At 60.3% G+C, this 15,576-nt stretch carries 15 protein-coding genes, 1 tRNA gene and 2 pseudogenes; 6 read left to right on the top strand and 12 right to left on the bottom strand.

Going from position 1 to position 15,576, the window contains the following annotated elements:
- Window positions 1–3 precede the first annotated feature (3 nt).
- The gene (locus NLY42_RS20490; protein ID WP_198022243.1) at window positions 4–1,377 is read left to right on the top strand and encodes an ATP-grasp domain-containing protein; all 1,374 of its coding nucleotides are present in this window, start codon (window positions 4–6) and stop codon (window positions 1,375–1,377) included.
- Here NLY42_RS20490 and NLY42_RS20495 read toward each other — a convergent pair.
- Window positions 1,285–2,208: a LysR family transcriptional regulator gene (locus tag NLY42_RS20495; RefSeq protein ID WP_023756588.1), complete on the bottom strand. Its 924-nt coding sequence runs from the start codon at window positions 2,206–2,208 to the stop codon at window positions 1,285–1,287. The two genes, NLY42_RS20490 and NLY42_RS20495, sit on opposite strands and share 93 nt — an antisense overlap.
- 107 nt (window positions 2,209–2,315) lie before the next feature.
- Between NLY42_RS20495 and NLY42_RS20500 the strand changes: the two genes are divergently transcribed.
- On the top strand, window positions 2,316–3,134 hold the full coding sequence (locus tag NLY42_RS20500; RefSeq protein ID WP_286489262.1) for an alpha/beta fold hydrolase: 819 nt from the start codon (window positions 2,316–2,318) through the stop codon (window positions 3,132–3,134).
- 289 nt (window positions 3,135–3,423) lie between these two features.
- Here the strand turns inward: NLY42_RS20500 and NLY42_RS20505 are convergent, their stop codons facing one another.
- From NLY42_RS20505 to NLY42_RS20535, 7 genes are all read right to left on the bottom strand, one after another.
- Window positions 3,424–5,127, bottom strand: coding sequence for an adenylate/guanylate cyclase domain-containing protein (locus NLY42_RS20505; protein WP_286488548.1), 1,704 nt, complete (start codon window positions 5,125–5,127; stop codon window positions 3,424–3,426).
- Between the two features lie 460 nt (window positions 5,128–5,587).
- A complete protein-coding gene (locus NLY42_RS20510; RefSeq protein WP_023754759.1) occupies window positions 5,588–6,103 on the bottom strand; it encodes a DoxX family protein in 516 nt (171 codons plus the stop codon).
- 36 nt (window positions 6,104–6,139) lie between these two features.
- Complete coding sequence (locus NLY42_RS20515) at window positions 6,140–6,619, bottom strand: tetratricopeptide repeat protein (RefSeq protein ID WP_023754758.1); 480 nt, start codon at window positions 6,617–6,619, stop codon at window positions 6,140–6,142.
- Window positions 6,620–6,650: 31 nt separating this feature from the next.
- Window positions 6,651–7,622 carry an MBL fold metallo-hydrolase gene (locus tag NLY42_RS20520; RefSeq protein ID WP_023754757.1) on the bottom strand — a complete coding sequence of 324 codons (972 nt, stop codon included), beginning with the start codon at window positions 7,620–7,622 and terminating at the stop codon, window positions 6,651–6,653.
- Window positions 7,623–7,717: 95 nt separating this feature from the next.
- Entirely contained in the window at window positions 7,718–7,963 is a 246-nt protein-coding gene (locus tag NLY42_RS20525) for a DUF680 domain-containing protein (protein WP_023754756.1), read from the bottom strand.
- Window positions 7,964–8,242: 279 nt separating this feature from the next.
- Window positions 8,243–9,082, bottom strand: a complete 840-nt coding sequence (locus NLY42_RS20530) for an anti-sigma factor family protein (protein ID WP_023754755.1) — start codon at window positions 9,080–9,082, stop codon at window positions 8,243–8,245.
- Complete coding sequence (locus NLY42_RS20535) at window positions 9,079–9,621, bottom strand: sigma-70 family RNA polymerase sigma factor (protein ID WP_023716160.1); 543 nt, start codon at window positions 9,619–9,621, stop codon at window positions 9,079–9,081. The genes NLY42_RS20530 and NLY42_RS20535 overlap by 4 nt, the downstream gene beginning before the upstream one ends.
- A 622-nt stretch (window positions 9,622–10,243) precedes the next feature.
- On the opposite strand from NLY42_RS20535, the gene NLY42_RS20540 reads away from it, so the two are divergent.
- Complete coding sequence (locus tag NLY42_RS20540) at window positions 10,244–10,762, top strand: alpha/beta fold hydrolase (protein ID WP_286488558.1); 519 nt, start codon at window positions 10,244–10,246, stop codon at window positions 10,760–10,762.
- A gap of 353 nt (window positions 10,763–11,115) precedes the next feature.
- Here NLY42_RS20540 and NLY42_RS20545 read toward each other — a convergent pair whose 3' ends face one another.
- Window positions 11,116–11,505, bottom strand: coding sequence for a cupin domain-containing protein (locus NLY42_RS20545; RefSeq protein WP_023754752.1), 390 nt, complete (start codon window positions 11,503–11,505; stop codon window positions 11,116–11,118).
- Between the two features lie 167 nt (window positions 11,506–11,672).
- Window positions 11,673–11,804: pseudogene (locus NLY42_RS20550) on the bottom strand (alpha-hydroxy-acid oxidizing protein); the annotation flags it as partial.
- A 377-nt stretch (window positions 11,805–12,181) separates the two neighbouring features.
- Here NLY42_RS20550 and NLY42_RS20555 point away from each other — a divergent pair.
- Window positions 12,182–12,922, top strand: a complete 741-nt coding sequence (locus NLY42_RS20555; protein WP_031244648.1) for an SDR family NAD(P)-dependent oxidoreductase — start codon at window positions 12,182–12,184, stop codon at window positions 12,920–12,922.
- Window positions 12,923–13,013: 91 nt separating this feature from the next.
- A complete protein-coding gene (locus NLY42_RS20560; RefSeq protein WP_023754749.1) occupies window positions 13,014–13,223 on the top strand; it encodes a hypothetical protein in 210 nt (69 codons plus the stop codon).
- A gap of 410 nt (window positions 13,224–13,633) precedes the next feature.
- On the opposite strand, the gene NLY42_RS20565 is transcribed toward NLY42_RS20560, so the two are convergent.
- A complete protein-coding gene (locus NLY42_RS20565) occupies window positions 13,634–14,326 on the bottom strand; it encodes an outer membrane protein (protein WP_031244650.1) in 693 nt (230 codons plus the stop codon).
- Window positions 14,327–14,508: 182 nt separating this feature from the next.
- On the opposite strand from NLY42_RS20565, the pseudogene NLY42_RS32020 reads away from it, so the two are divergent.
- A pseudogene (locus NLY42_RS32020) lies at window positions 14,509–14,670 on the top strand (transposase); the annotation flags it as partial.
- 779 nt (window positions 14,671–15,449) lie between these two features.
- Here NLY42_RS32020 and NLY42_RS20575 read toward each other — a convergent pair.
- A tRNA-Thr gene (locus NLY42_RS20575) sits at window positions 15,450–15,525 on the bottom strand.
- Window positions 15,526–15,576: the final 51 nt, after the last annotated feature.

The following is a 15,576-nucleotide window of genomic DNA, read 5'->3' on the forward strand; positions in this document are numbered from 1 at the left end:
ACCGTGCTGATCACCGGAGCCCGGGCGCCGGTGGCGTTGCATCTGGCGCGGCTGCTGCACGGCGTCGGGCGGCGAGTGATCCTGGCCGACAGCCCGGCACATCCGATCGCTGCGGCGAGCACGGCATGCGCGCTTTATCGCCGCCTGCCGCCGCCTCGTTTTGCGCCCGATGCCTATGCCGAGGCGGTGGAAGCGCTGGTACGCAGCGAGGGCGTCGTCCTCGTCATCCCGACCTGCGAGGAGGTTTTCTATCTCGGCCAGCTCTGGCGCGACCGCGCCATGACTGCCCGCCTGTTTGCGCCTGACATGGATCTGCTCGCCCGGGTCCACGACAAGCACGCCTTCATCCGGCTGGTTGAAAGCCTCGGCCTCGCCGTGCCGAAAACGACGCTGCTGCAGAGCAGGCACGATCTGCAGGCTGTGCACGACCGGTCGCGCGAGCTGGTGTTCAAGCCGGTCTGGTCGCGTTTTGCCAGCCATGTCCTGCTGCGCCCGTCACCTGAAGAACTCGACGCCATCAGCCCTTCGCCGGAAATGCCGTGGGTGGCGCAGCGTTTCATTGCCGGCGAGGAGATCAGCGCCTATGCGGTGGCCCGTGACGGCAAGCTCAAGGCGCTGGCGTTCTCTCGTTCGCTCTATCGTGCCGGCAAGGGCGCCGGCATCTGCTTCGAGCGGGTCGAGAATGTGGCCGCGCGCGAGCTGCGCGTCGCGCTCCCTGGCCTCTGCCAGCAGCGTTTCGCGCGGCGGCATGGAGATGATGGCGTTCACGCGCGGGTTGAATGCGTAGATGCGGTCGAGATAAGCGGTCATCACCTCGACGCAAGAAACTTGCTTCGATTTGATAGCGCTCGAAAGCCCGATGCCGTCCATAAGGACGATGTCGGAGATCCTACCGGTAGCCATTGCCTTGCGTCCCCAGTCTCATCCGTCGAGCACCCCGGCACTTCGGTACCGCCCGGCGGCCGGAATCTTACTAGCAGGCTCTCTTTCCTCAGTGCAACGCGAGTGACCGCAGACAATTTGGGCCGGCCCGATGTGAGCGAGGGCCGCTTCTGGCGCAAAGCGGTCTGCACTAGGCTGGACGCAACGGTCGGCTTTCTTGCCAGTCATCCTGAAAGCTGCCAGGCCGTTAACGGCCCCAAATTAGACGTCGGTAAAATGAGGGCAGGGGGCAGTTCATGGCGCAGACGAGATAGAGTCTCTGAGCAATTATCGGTTGTGCGCGACAAGCAGCCCGCCACGATCTTACCCTCGCGGCCCTCGAACTCCCAGTTCGCGTCTCTATTACTGTGTGTCCGCGTACCGAATGATGCTCTGATTTTGCACGCTATCTATCAACTCATCGACCCGAGACAGGAGCCGTTGCAGCAATGGTGAAGAATTCGCGTCGTTGTATCCCAGGTTGAGACCAATTTTAGGAGGTGTACCGTCAAGTGCCCTCGCGACGACGTTTGGGCTCAACATATTCTGCGCATACAGTGGCACGAGTGTAACTCCGCCAGTGGAGACGACAAGCGACATTGCCGACGATATGTTCTCGCCCTCGTATCTCGCCTTGAGCGCGATCCCGGCTTTCGATGCGTAATCGAGGATTACCTCCTGCAGGACCGGGGAGGTCCGCGCCGAGCTGACATAGATTTCGGACACAAGATCCTGCGGCGAGATTTTCTTGCGAGAAGCCAAGCGATGACCTGCCGGCAGAACCGCAATCAATGGTTCTTCAGCAAGCAATTTGAACGAGAGGCCCAGACTTTGTTTCTCGGTGCGAAGAAATGCGATGTCCAGTTTCCCGCGCATCAATGCAAGGGCGAGCTCAGGGGAGGACAGGCTGCACAGGGTGACCTCTATGTCCGCTGCTTCCTCTCGGAGTATGCGCAACAGATGCGGAAGCCACGTAACCTCCAGTCCTACCAGGAATCCTATGGAAAGAGATGGCCTTTTCGGCTCAGCCGCTCGTCGCGCGCTATCAACAGCTGCTTCGACCTGCAGTAGGGCCAGGCGCGCGTGATTGAGGAAAATGCGACCCGCAGGTGTAAGCGAGACGCCTCGCGCTTGTCGTTCCAGCAGTTGCACACCCACTTCAGCTTCCAAGTCCCGGATTTGCCGGCTCAATGAGGGTTGCGACGTATTCAGCCGCCGCTGCGCTGCCATCAACAAACTACCTTCTTCAACCACTGCGACGAAGTAACGAAAATGCCGGAGTTCCATCGTATCCCTCGACCTATACCTTTCAGGCATAGGTCGAGCATACAAGGTCTTTGTTGCGGGAAGAAGGAGAATCTATGTTCCGCGATATCCAAAAAAGGAGCGGATCGATGCCTACTTTTACAACGACGGACGGCGTAAGTATTTTTTACAAGGACTGGGGCTCGGGCCAACCGATCGTTTTCAGCCACGGCTGGCCGTTGTCGGCGGACGACTGGGATGCCCAGATGACATTCTTCCTTCATCACGGGTATCGGGTGATCGCCCACGACCGGCGCGGCCACGGCCGGTCCGACCAGCCCAGCAGCGGAAACGACATGGACCACTGGGTTGCCGATCTCGCGGGCCTGACTGAACACCTCAACCTGCGCGAGGCGATACATGTCGGGCACTCGACAGGTGGCGGTGAGGTGGCTCGCTATGTCGCACGGCACCCGGAGCGCGTCGCGAAGGCGGTGCTGGTCGCTTCCTTGACTCCTAACATGTACCGGAGCGAAGACAACCCGTCCGGTCAACCGCCGGAGTGGTTCGAAGCGATCCGGGCAGGCGTGCTGGGCAACCGGTCGGAATTTTTCCGTTACGTCCCTGAGCATCCGTTCTACGGGTACACCCTCGATGGAGCCAAGCCTTCGGAGGCAATCATTGCGAACTGGTGGCGCCAAGGCATGGCCGGCGGTGCCCTCGCTCACTACGCGACCGTAGACTCTTGGCTCGAGGATTACACTGAGGACCTCAAGAAGATCGCCGTGCCGGTGCTGGTGATGCATGGCGAGGCTGATCAAGTCGTCCCATTCGCAAGTTCCGTGCCGCGCGCGGTTGAATTGCTCAAGATCGGGTTGCTGAAGACTTATCCCGGCTTCCCTCACGGCATGCTAACCACACATGCTGATGTCCTCAATCCCGACCTGCTTTCGTTCATAAGGTCTTGACGACATCTCTCATCCATCATCGTCCAGAGAATGCTGACGGCGGTCTCTTCGCATTTGTCTTCACAAGCCCATGCAATTACCTGACATAATTTCCGTACAGGATTCTATGTCAGCTTTCCGGTCGATTGCCGGACACTGCGATGTCGCATATTTGCCAAGGTTGATATTGCCCGACGGTGAGACTTCGCTGTCAGGATAGCGCCTCAGATGACGCTCGATCCGGTTCGCGCCGACTGACCTCCGGCATCGTAGGGAGTGTGCGAGGCCGGCATTTCGAGCCCGCCTTATCTCATTTTGCTGGCAAGGCGATCGGCACCGCCGCGCCGCGCGGCACGACCAGCACGCCGAGCGGGCGCGCACGGCCGCGGATGTCGATCTCGCGCGCCTCCGCGCCGGGTAGTTCCATGCCCGAAAGCCGCACCGTCGCTTCGGAGACGACGATCTCCGCCTCGAATTCCTTCGCCGCGGCCTCCAGCCGGCTGCCGACGTTGATAGTGTCGCCGATCGCGGTCACGTTCGTGACCGCGCCGTAGCCCATCGAGCCGACGATCGCCTGGCCGACATGGATGCCGATCGCGACCTTGATGGTGGCGCGCAGTTCCTCGGCAAAGTCGTCGCTGAGGGCGCGAACCCCTTCGACGATGGCGCTGGCGGCAGAAAGTGCGTTGCGGCATGCCTCGCCGGGCGTGGTCTCCAGCCCGAACAGCGCCATGGCGCCATCGCCAACGAACTTGTCGACGCGGCCGCCTGAGCTCTCGACTGCGCGGCCGATTACGCCGAAATAGCGGTTGAGCAGGAAGACCACGTCGAATGGCAGGCGCTGGTCGGCCATCGCCGTGAAGCCGCGCATGTCGCAGAACATCACCACCACTACCTTCTCGTGGCCGGGATCGCTGGCGGTTGCGCCGAGCGGGCCCCCCGCCGTGACCGGCGGCGACAGCAGCGGCGCGACGCGAAGATCGCCGCGCGGCCTGAGCTGGCAGGCGAGCCGCACGTCGCCGTCGGCCGCGATGCGGCGCAGGGTCGCCGCTTCGATCGGACTGGGCTCCGGCTGCTCGGCCAGGCCGTCGACCACGCGGATGCGGCAGGTCGAGCAGCGTCCGCGCCCGCCGCACACGGCATAATGCGCGATGCCGCCCAGCCGGCTGGCGTCGAGCACGCTGTAGCCGCGGGGAATGCGTACCTTGCGCCCGCCGGCATAGCGCACCTTGATCAGGTTGCGCCGCTCGATGCGGTCGCGAACGATGCGCGCCGCCAGCACCAGGACGATCAGTCCCGCAAAGCCGGCATAGATGCTGCTGTCCATGCGCTCCTTGGTCGCCAACGCCCGGTCGAAAAGGGCTGGCTCGATGGGCTGCGACTGAGGCGGTCCCATCGCCGAGACCTCCTTTCCGGCGCTGGCGAAACCGAGCAGCGCCAGGACTGGAACCAGCACCGCCAGGACCAGCAGAGCCGACGCGACGCGCGGATACCACCGACGATAGCGCAGCCAGAAGCAGAGGCCGAGGCAGCCATGTGCCCAGATGACGACCACCGCGATCGCCTGCCGCACCCCGACCTGCGGTGTCAGGATCCATAGCGAGCGCACCACAAACTCGTAAGTGTCGTTGGCCTCATAGAGGGCGTGCATGGCACGCGTGCCGACCACGTGCTCGGCAATCAGAAGCGGGATGGAGAGGCCGAGCAGTATCTGTGCCCACTCTCGCACCGGCATGGCCAGCGTGCGGCGGTGGTAGAGCGCCAGCAGCGACAGAACGAGATGCGTGGCGACCGCGCCGTAGAGGAGCAGCGTCCCGGCCGGGTTGCGCCAGATCAGCAGGAACACCGCGCGCCCCTTATCCGCTGCTTCAAGCGAGATCAGGAGCAACGCATGGTTCAGGAAATGCAGCGTCACGAACGCCATCAGCACAAGGCCGGACACCAGCCGTGCGTTGCGGAGCCACGCGTCCGGCAACCATCCGGGCGGTGGTGCTGGGACCTGCGATTGGCTCATTTGCAGTGCCTTGCACGATTCGCTGACCAAAACACGCCGGCAATAGCGCCTTCCGGTCAAGATTTGCCGGCGGCGACAATCAGTCAATCAAGCCTTGCCGCCTGTCATTCCACGACGTGGTGGCAGTTCGATACGGCCAAATCGCCTGGGGTTCCTGGATGCTTTTGCGGGGCTTATGGACAAAGTGGGACAAAGATTCGGTTTTTGGATAGCTTTGAAGGCAGCGACTTCTGGCACATGCGCCAGATAGCGCGTCGGCACGAACTTCCAAGCGTGCTACCTTTTGAACGGCAGCTTTGCGCCTCATATCGGCGATAGGACGTTCCTATCCGTGCCGATAAGCGGACGTCGGTAAACAACCCGCCATGAACGGCTTTCGTCATCAGGGGTCGCCCGAGGCGTTTGTAGCGTTCGGATCGGGCGGGCGGGTTGATATGAGACCCCCCGATGTCTTGGCGATTTAGAATGGAAGCTTGATATCGCCGACCGAGAGAGGCCTACCGGCCGCTATGAGCGCCGCAACCGTCTCTCTGTCCTGTTGCCGGCGCTTCACGAGGCCGTTCAGCACCCTGTCGAGAGATATCGCGCCGGCGCCGGCTATAGCCAGGACGAACATGCCGCCCGCTATGGCAAGGTCCTTTTCGAAATGCAGCAATTCGTCCTGGTTGGCGAAATTGGTGTGGAACAAAGCTGCCGTTGCCAAACAGAAAAGTCCGAGCGCGACCGCGCCCAGACGCGTCAGCAGACCAAGGCCGACCGAAAGGCCAGCTCCCAGCTGCAGCGCTATGGTGGCTATCAAAAGCGGCAGGCTGACGCCGAGCGCCGTCATCGCCTTGGCTGCACCGGCGAAATGCGTCGCCAGCTCCAGGCCTTCATGCACGAAGAGCAATGAGAGCAGCAGGCGACCCGTCAGCAGGGTCAAGTCGGTGAGATGAAGTTTCGAGGCGGTTTGTGTCGTTGTCACGATGGGCTCCATGGGAAAGGAGCAGGCGCCTTGCAGCGCCTGCCTGGTTTACTTGGTCACCTTGGTGTCGATGGACTTGTGGAGGTCTTCGAGTTCTTCACAGCCGGCGGGACACAGCTTCTGCAGCGATGCCAACTGCTCGTTGGCCTTGGCCATGTCGCCGGTCTCTACATAGAGTTCGCCCAGATATTCGCGGGCGGCCTTGTGGTCGGGCTTCAGCTCGAGCGCCTTGTTGTAGTAGGTCAGCGCGGTGGTGAAATCGCCGGTCTTGCGCAGCGTGAAGCCGAGCAGGTTGTAGACGTCGGCCTGCTGGTTGTCCTGCGCGAGATCACGCAGATCGGCCAGCGCGCCCTTGTAGTCCTTTATGGCGATCTTGGCTTGGACGGCGGTGAGGTCGGGCGCATCGGCGCCTTCGATGTCGTCGACCGCATAGGCCGGCAGGATAGTGGCCACGGGAAGGACGGTCAGCACGGCAATGGCGCCGAGCAGGCCAAACAGGGCGTGCTTGCCCAGATAGTATTGTTTCATCATCTTTCTCGCCTGGGTTGGGAGCTCGCGCTCAAATCTGAACTGGGGTGAAACCATAGGCATTGCCGTCTTTCACGAAGACGCCGGTGCCGGGGAACGGGAAATGCGAACCCGAAATGCGGATGTTGTCGGCGATCACCCGGTCGATGATCTTGTGGCGCGTGGCGATCGCCGTCGGCCCATCCTGGTCGTAACTGCCCTGCCACTCCGGATGCGGCGCCAGAAGGGCGGGCACATACATGGTGTCGGCCGAGATCATCAGCTGTTCCTTGCCGGAGTTGGCGAGGAAGACCGAATGTCCCGGCGTGTGGCCGGGCGCAGCGATGATCTGGATGCCGGGTGCGACTTCGGCGCCGTCATTGACCAGCTTCCAGTTCTTCCATTTCGGAAAATTTTCGGCGATGCGCTTGCCCGCCGGCTTGCGGCCTTCCGGCAGCTTGGCCAGCCGGCTGGGGTCGGTCCACCACTTGTATTCCGTGGCGTTGACGATCAGCTCGGCATTGGGGAACACCGGTGCATTGGTCCCCTTTTCCATCAGGCCCCAGACATGGTCGGGGTGGAAATGCGAGATCATGATGGTGTCGATCGTCTTATAGTCGATGCCGGCGGCGGCCATGTTGGCCGGCAGATGGGTGGCATTGGTCTGCCATTGGCCGACGCCCGATCCGGCATCCATCATGATCAGCCTGCCGTTCATCTTGAGGACGACGACGGTGAGCGGGATGGGCATGAAGTCCGTCGTCAGGCCGGCCTTGGCAAGGGCGGCCTTGGTGTCCTCGACGGAGACATCCTTGATGAAGGCCGGGTCGTGCGGCTTGCGCCAGATGCCGTCATAGATGGCCGTGATCTCGATATCGCCGACCTTGTATTTGTAGAAGCCGACGGCCGGCTCGACCGACGTTTCTGCGAAGGCGGGACGGGTGAATTCCAGCTTGCCGGCGAGGCCGAAGGCGGTCGCGGCGAGCGTGGTTCCAAGCAACGTGCGACGTGTCATCATGAACATAGGTGTTCTCCTGCAGCGTTATGGGGTGATGATGGAGAGGCAAAGGTTTGGCTCTCCATCATGAGTGGTGAGAGAAGATGTTCGGAAGGGTGCCTTCAGCGGCCCCAGATGCCGTCGTTGTTGTGCCTGGTGATGATGTCCTGAACCGACCCCTGGCGCGGCTCGGTCGTCACCATGGTGTCGACGCCGGCTTGGTGCGGGGAGGGGGAAATGGAAGCAGTGGCATTGGTGTCAACGGTAGCGACCGGCTGATTGGAGTTGTTGGCGCCGTGGTCGCTGCCGGCAAAGGCAGCGCTTGAGGCAAGCAGCAGGGCAGCCACGCTGAGAGCGAGCTTGGTCATCTCGGTAGATCCTTGTTTCGTTTCTTGGGTGCGTGCCGGGAAATTGGGCCCGCTAACCACAAGACCCATCAGGACATCCCTTTATTCCCGGGCGGCGCGAAATTCTTTTGAGATTTCCCGAAAACAGGGGCCGGCGTCCGCCCCGAACTGGAGCCGACGCTGCACGAGGACGCGTTGGACGTCGGCGCCATGCTGCTGCCGTGGTCTGTCATCCGGGCAGGAACGTCACGGCTAGTCAGGTCGGCACTCGATATCGGTTGGGGTGCCGACGGTCGGTTATCAGCCGGGGACGACCGCGGCGCGGAAGCGCGCGACGAAATCGTCGAGCTCCGGCCGCTCCATGTCGGAAATCGCCCAGTATGAGAAGGCGCCGTCGCTCCAATGCACAAGCGAAAAACCGCCCTCCGAGAGATCGACAGGGTCGGTCACAGCTCCGGCATTTTGAGGCTCGGCCACAAGGGTGATCAGATGTTCGCGGTGGCGATAGACCAGCGCTGGCACCGCCCGGCCGCCGATGACCTCGACCCTGCCACCGATGAGCGCAAATCCGTCCTTGGCCATGTCCGGCGCCGGCGGCGAAAGGCCGAGCCTTGCATCGAGCCATGGCTTTACCGTGTGCCGGTCCGACGAGACGACATCGACAGGGCTGGTCGCCAGCAGGCTGCGTTGGTGGCCGCTGGCTACCCCTGCGGCAAAGCTGTCGGCTACGCTAGGCTGCATCGCCCATTGCGTCGCGCCGCTGGCCAGAACTGCGCTGATCATGATCGAGGCCGCCATCGTGCGCCAGTCGAATGATCCGAAGTTGCGCGCCGACCACCACGTTTGAGCCGACTTCGCCTGTGTCGGCGCTCTGGGCCGCAGCACCTCGACGCGGCTGGACGCGGCCAGGGCTGCAATGCGCGCGCTGAACTCGTCGCTCACTCGGGGCTTCGGAAGCCTGGCCACAGCCCCTTGCAAGACCATGATGCGGGCATGTTCGGCCGCCAGCTTGGGATCGGCTGCGATGCGCCGCTCGACAGCCATGGCCGCGGCGGCGTCAAGCTCGCCATCTATCAGCGCGTGCAGCATCAGGTTCATGCCTGCGGCGTCCTCGGGCAATCCATCGTTGTGCGCACTCATTGCGCCCTCCCAAGGTCAGAGATCAGCAGGCCACGCGCCCGCGCCAGCCGCGACATCACCGTGCCCATCGGCACGCCCAGCATGGCTGCGATATCGCGGTAGGCGAGGCCATTCACGTCGCGCAGCACGAGCGTTTCTCGAAAGGGTTGCGGCAGAGCGGCGATCGCCGCCTCAAGGGCCGCCACGTCTGCCTTGGCGATCAGGCTCGCCTCCGGGCTTTCGCTCTCAGTCAGATCGACTGCGTGAGCGGCGCTCACCTCGTCGAGATCACCGAGGTCGCCCACCGAGACGATGCTGCGCGGGCGATTGCGCGACAGCCATGTGTAGCACGAGTTGCGAACGATGGTGAGAAGCCAGGCACGTGCATTGCCGCCGGCATAGCTTGCGATGTTGGCGTGTGCCTTCATGCAGGCGTCCTGCACGACATCCTCGGCGTCGGTGGCATTGCCGGTCAGCCAGCGGGCCAGCGAAAGCGCGTCGGCGAGATGGGGCATTACCACTTCGCCGAAGCGGTCGGCCCGCGCATTGCTGCTCAGCATCGGTACACCGTCATATGCGCCTCGCCTCGAGCTCGTGTGCTCATATGGCGAGAATGGTTCTGCGTTGCGATCGAACCCAGAGGAAATATGCCGGGTCGCCAGCTGCGGTGAATTTGAAGGCAACTGTCTCATCGATGTCAATCACACACAGGACCGCAACGATGCATCCACCCGGACGCGCTCTGAGCACAAGCATTGCCGAATCCACGGCCGGCATCGATCCGTGGCGTCTTAGCTTTCTCGATCCCGACCGGGGCAGGACGTTTTAAGGTAGACAGGCTGGGAGCCAGCCAGCCGCAGGCGCCCAACGCGTCGCCTTCAAGAGGTCTTGGGAACGCGTCGACCGTTGCCGTCATGGTCGTCAGTATGTGGGATTGCAGGGGGGCGTTCCTTCAAGGTCAATCAGCAGCGTATGCATGGAAGACCAGGGCGGGCGGCGTTTTATTCCCGAACAGCGAAAAAAGAGGACTGGAGGCCGTGCGACAGGCGCCACCAGCGGCGCACAGACATTGTCCATCTGGCGTTAGCCGAGAGGATCAAGAGTTCGAACCCTCCGACAATATCTGCTCTTTAAAGAAATCAATAAATTTCCGCGTCTTCAGGGGCAGGTAGGCGCGCGAAGGTGGCTCGCTATGTCGCACGCCACCCGGAGCGCGTCGCGAAGGCGGTGCTGGTCGCTTCCTTGACTCCGAACATGTACCGGAGCGAAGACAACCCGTCCGGTCAACCGCCGGAGTGGTTCGAAGCGATCCGGGCAGGAGTGCTGGGCAACCGGTCGGAATTTTTCCGTTACGTCCCTGAGCATCCGTTCTACGGGTACACCCTCGATGGGGCCAAGCCTTCGGAGGCAATCATTGCGAACTGGTGGCGCCAAGGCATGGCCGGCGGTGCCCTCGCTCACTACGCGACCGTAGACTCTTGGCTCGAGGATTACACTGAGAACCTCAAGAAGATCGCCGTGCCGGTGCTGGTGATGCATGGCGAGGCTGATCAAGTCGTCCCGTTCGCAAGTTCCGTGCCGCGCGCGGTCGAATTGCTCAAGATAGGGTTGCTGAAGACTTATCCCGGCTACCCTCATGGCATGCTAACCACACATGCTGATGTCCTCAATCCCGACCTGCTTTCGTTCATAAGGTCTTGACGACATCTCTCATCCATCATCGTCTAGAGAAATGCTGAAGGCGGTCTCTTCGCATGTGTCATCACAAGCGCATGCAATTACCTGACATAATTTCCGTACAGGATTCTATGTCAGCTTTCCGGTCGATTTCCGGACATCGCGATGTCGCGTACAGACTAACGCGCTATCCGGGCTCTAAGGTCCGATCCAGGATCTGATTTAGGCGAGCAAGATACGCTCAGCGAGCGTGCGATGACCTTCTTTGGGGTAGGCTATCATTTTGTCGATCAAAGAGCGCAGAACTCCTTTGACCCATTCGTCGCCCACGGCACGGATCGCGTACTGCGCGCATCGATAATCGTCGAAATTCGGGATCAGTCTGCCGCCGATGGAAGCCAGCGACGGACAGGCTCGCTATGATCAAAGGCCGCCTCGAAAATTGATGATGCGAGCACGGCATATATGTGAAGGATTTCAGAGCCGACGTTTCGAAACCGGTGTTTTCGATTAGCCGGAACAACAAGCGATTGCCCTTCGATTATGCTAACCGACTCGTTGTCGATCCAAATCTCTGCTTTGCCGGTGACCACAGAGAGCACTTCTTCAACACGGTGACTGTGCGTCGGGGCACCCATAGCCGGCGCTACCCATTGCTCGAAAATGCACAGCTGAAGCGCGCCGTTCTCAGCGGATATAAGCATCCGGGTTTCTACTCCAACGCGCCATTCCTCCCGTCGCTGTTCTGCATGTGAGATTATCTTCATGATGATTGTGGACCCCTCTCACTTCAAGCAAATGTTCTTCTCCTGTAAGGACCCCCCCGCCAGTCTGAAATGCACATCGAAGCAACGTCCCAACCTTGGCCAGAGCACAAGTAGATGGTCCGTGTCGGCGTCCCCGGAGCCCTCAGCGACATCCATCCCCCTGCTTGTCACCAGATGAGACTTCGATCAATCTCGCCAATTGAGGTCCTCCCGGTTAACGCCATTGCCGTTTCAAATTCCCGGCTTAACAGGTCAACACAGTGCCTGACGCCATCGGATCCGCCCAAGGCAAGCGCATAAAGAGCCCGTCGGGGGAGACGCCAAGGGGATAGGCATCGCGGCTGGCACGATTGTAGTAGGTGCTAAAGCATCTCTGCCCAACATGCAGGCGGCTCTCTGACCGCGAAGAACACATATTAGCCTGCGCTAACTAATGGCGAAAGCCCCCCTCATCGAAATATCGCCGGCCTGTCCTGATTGTCTCTTTGGTTGTTTCAAACTGGGCAATGGCGTGTCGCCGCAGGAGAGCGGGACAAAGAACAACATCGTCGGTGTACGACCTGGCTCGCTGCCGACCAGGTCATAGCTGGCTCCGGCGCTGCCAAGATCTGGTGACACCCGTCTGGCCGCTGGCTAAAATATGCGATCCTGCTAAACTTAGCCCGTGTGAACACGCATGAATGGGGGCTTTGTGCCGGTATCATATGACCTCTTTGGCAAGACAGCCGTCGTAACCGGCGGAGCAAAGAGTATCGGCAAGGCAATCGTAGAGCGCCTTGTAGCGTCGGGTGCTGCAGTGCACGTGTGGGATCGAGATCAGATCGAACTGAAGGGTGTGGTGTCTACGAAGGTCGATATTACCAGCCGCGATCAGGTAACCCATGCGATCAACATGATCGTCGGTCGTGGCCAGCGTATAGACGTTCTGGTTAACAACGCCGGTTATCTAGGAACCCTTCACCCGTTTGACCAACACGAACCTGCAGACTGGCGAAGCATCATCGAAACCAATCTGATCGGCACGATGCAAGTGACGCAGTTGGTTTTGCCCCACATGCGAAAATGGGGTGTTGGCCGCATTGTCAATATGGGCTCTTTGGCGGGCAAGGAAGGACTTGCCAACCTTGCCGCCTATTCAGCCTCCAGCGCAGGTATCGTAGTCTTCACAAAGGCGCTTGGGCGTGAGGTCGCCAATACAAACATACGCGTGAACTGCGTCGCTCCTGGGCCAATCGATACGGACATGATCCGAAACCTCGGGGTCGCAGCTGTCGAGACAATGGTCGCCGATAGTCCAATGAACCGGCTCGGCCGGGTCGAAGAAGTTGCCCACATGGTGGCCTGGCTGTGCTCGGACGCCAGCAACTTCAATACCGGCGCGGTATTCGACATGTCGGGTGGGCGGGCGCGTTACTGAACGCCGACTGTGTCTCGGTGCTTTCAGGCGGCCCCGCGTCACCGTGGACCAAATATTCCCAACCCCTAACGCGGACCTATGTGATCCCCTCATGGCAACTCTGCGGTACGAGGTAAGGCGGGAACCGGATGGGACGTGGACGGTGTTCGACGTGTTCACGGGGCTGCCGGCTATTGTAGCGGGCCACCCTTCTGTCGACCTTCCCGACATGGAGTATGCTGAAGAGCTGGCAGCCATCCTGAATGCCAACGACCTGAAGCAGAGGCTATCTCATGGGAGGTTCCCCGGAGGGTTCGCCTGACTAAGGTGGCATGACAAGTTAGCCATTCGCCAGCCTGCGTACTGCCCATTCAGGATGGTTCAACCGTTTCCATGCAACAATGGCTGCTTTTCCGCTTATGCTTTCCTCTGCCGCCGGCGCCACTGTCTGTTATCAGTGGCGAGGCCGCTATCACCTTCTGAGCGGTCTAGCGATGGAGTGCCTTCGAGGGTGAAGACAATTCAGGCGTCCTCAAACGCTTGGCGCATGGCCGCGATGTTGTGGGGACGCGGTTTCCGCAAAGGCCAATCCTAGCGAAATGACGATCCGCGATTTTGAGCAGGGCGTTAGGCGGTTGCACATCGTGGATGCCGTCGACCGCAGTGGTACGTTTGCAGGGCGAGGAGGATTTAAGAACGCTTCGCTTCAGGATTTTCGCGAAGACGTATAGCTCAGAACTTGTAGCTGAGAGCGAACTTGACGGCATTTTCCTTCAGATCCACCTTCGTGGTGCCAACCCCGGCGAACGGCGTTGCAAAGGTGGTGCTGCCATAGTCGGAATACCGATAATCAACATTGGCAACGAAATGATCGGTTATGGCGTAGGCCAAGCCTGCACCAACGGTCCACCCGGCCTTGGTTTCGCTAAAATCGGTCCCAGCAACGATGGGGCCAGGGAAGAAGCCGATGCCACCGCCGCTATAGTCAATGAAAGCCAAGCCGCCGGTCACGTAAGGCAAAAACCGGTCAAAGGCATATCCAACCTGGCCGCGCAGCGACCCGCCGTAGTTCACTGTTATGGATTCGCCGTTGGGACCGCTATTCAGTTGTGCAGCGTCTTCTTTGTTAAAGTAGCTGTAGATATCGCCCTCGACGCCTACGACGACGCCACCATCAAATTGATAGCGATATCCAGCTTGGCCGCCTAAGGAAAACGCATTAGGCGAAGGATTGCCTTCAAAACCTCCGGGGAACCCTGGGAAGGTAATGCTGGAATCAACCCAAGAATAACCGCCTTGCGCACCGACGTACAAGCCGGACCAGTTGAACGACGAAACCGGCGCCGCGGGTTCCAAGATATCAGCGGACCAGGCCGAGCCCGTAGCGGCCAGGAAAATGGCGGCTGCAACAGCAACTTGTTTCATCGATTTTGACCCCAAGTCTTTGACCCGCTCTGCCCGACCTGTAGACCAAATGGGGCGGCGCGTCTGTGACATTCCGGCAACTTCGGGAACCATTTAAGCCTCAGAGGCTGACTGAAAAAGGAGTTGGGTGATTTCGAATCGGTTGTGATTGCATTGGGTTTCGAAGCACAATGGAGATCACGATGGCTTGGACTGAAACCACCCGGCGGCACTATCGGCGCGAAGCCCTGCGCTACGCAAGCGATTTGACGAATGCGGAATGGGCGCTGATTTCGCCGTTTCTGCCGGCGGCCGGCAAGCGGGGGCGGCCAAGAAAAACCGGCCCGCGTTCGGTGGTTGAATCTGAAATCGCAGGAAGTGCTGGTGGAGCGCGGCCCCTAAGAATTGTCTGGAACAAGAGCCGCCTCTGCGGGTTTATGTCGTGCAGCGGTCTTCTCCGGAAAGTGGCCGCCCTATTCAAGGTGCAGAACCCGCCGCCCTGCGCCCCGTCTCAGCGGCGGGTTTCTCTATTCCGGCGGACTTTTTCTGTTGAGCCGGTCGCCCTAAAATCGGGTCCGATTCCGACCCAATTATTCGGCCTCCCACTTTGAAAGAGGCTGAATTGGCACCGTAATCTGCCTCACGGTGGCAGGCTTCTTATATTAGCAATGCATAAAATTCGAGAAGGTCCATGGCATAGTTGTTAGCAAACTCGCTGCTATCGTGCCACCTAGTGTCGGTGGATGGCGTGTTTGCGATGCGCGGGGCTGGATGGATCAAGGGCTTAAGGGAAGCCGAGGCTCGCGAACTGCGAAGCGATATCGATCGGCTCGAAATAGACTTGATCGCCGCAGCCAATTGTAAGGGTCAATCTAGGCTGCACGACGTCGCGAACACACTGCGATGCAAGAGAGTACGCTTGGAACGTCTGGAAGAGTTTCTCGGTTCAATGACGTTGAAAGGCCGGCCAGCGATATCCGCAACCCCGCCCAATGAAGGCCGGCGGTAAAAGCGCCTGACCATTTCCCCGAAGAGGAACGATTCTGCCTCCCGGTGGGGGCTTTTTGTTACCCTATTTGTTACCCAGGAGGGTATTCCTAGCGGGATGACGCGAAGGGAATGTTCTCTAACATGTTGATTTTATTGGTGCCCCCGGACGGAATCGAACCGCCGACCTTCGGTTTACAAAACCGCTGCTCTACCAGCTGAGCTACAAGGGCACGGCGCTCCGGTTAGCATATTTCGTGCGCCAGTAAAGACAAAACTCCGTT

It is taken from the genome of Mesorhizobium sp. C372A (assembly GCF_030323245.1).
Lineage (GTDB): Bacteria > Pseudomonadota > Alphaproteobacteria > Rhizobiales > Rhizobiaceae > Mesorhizobium.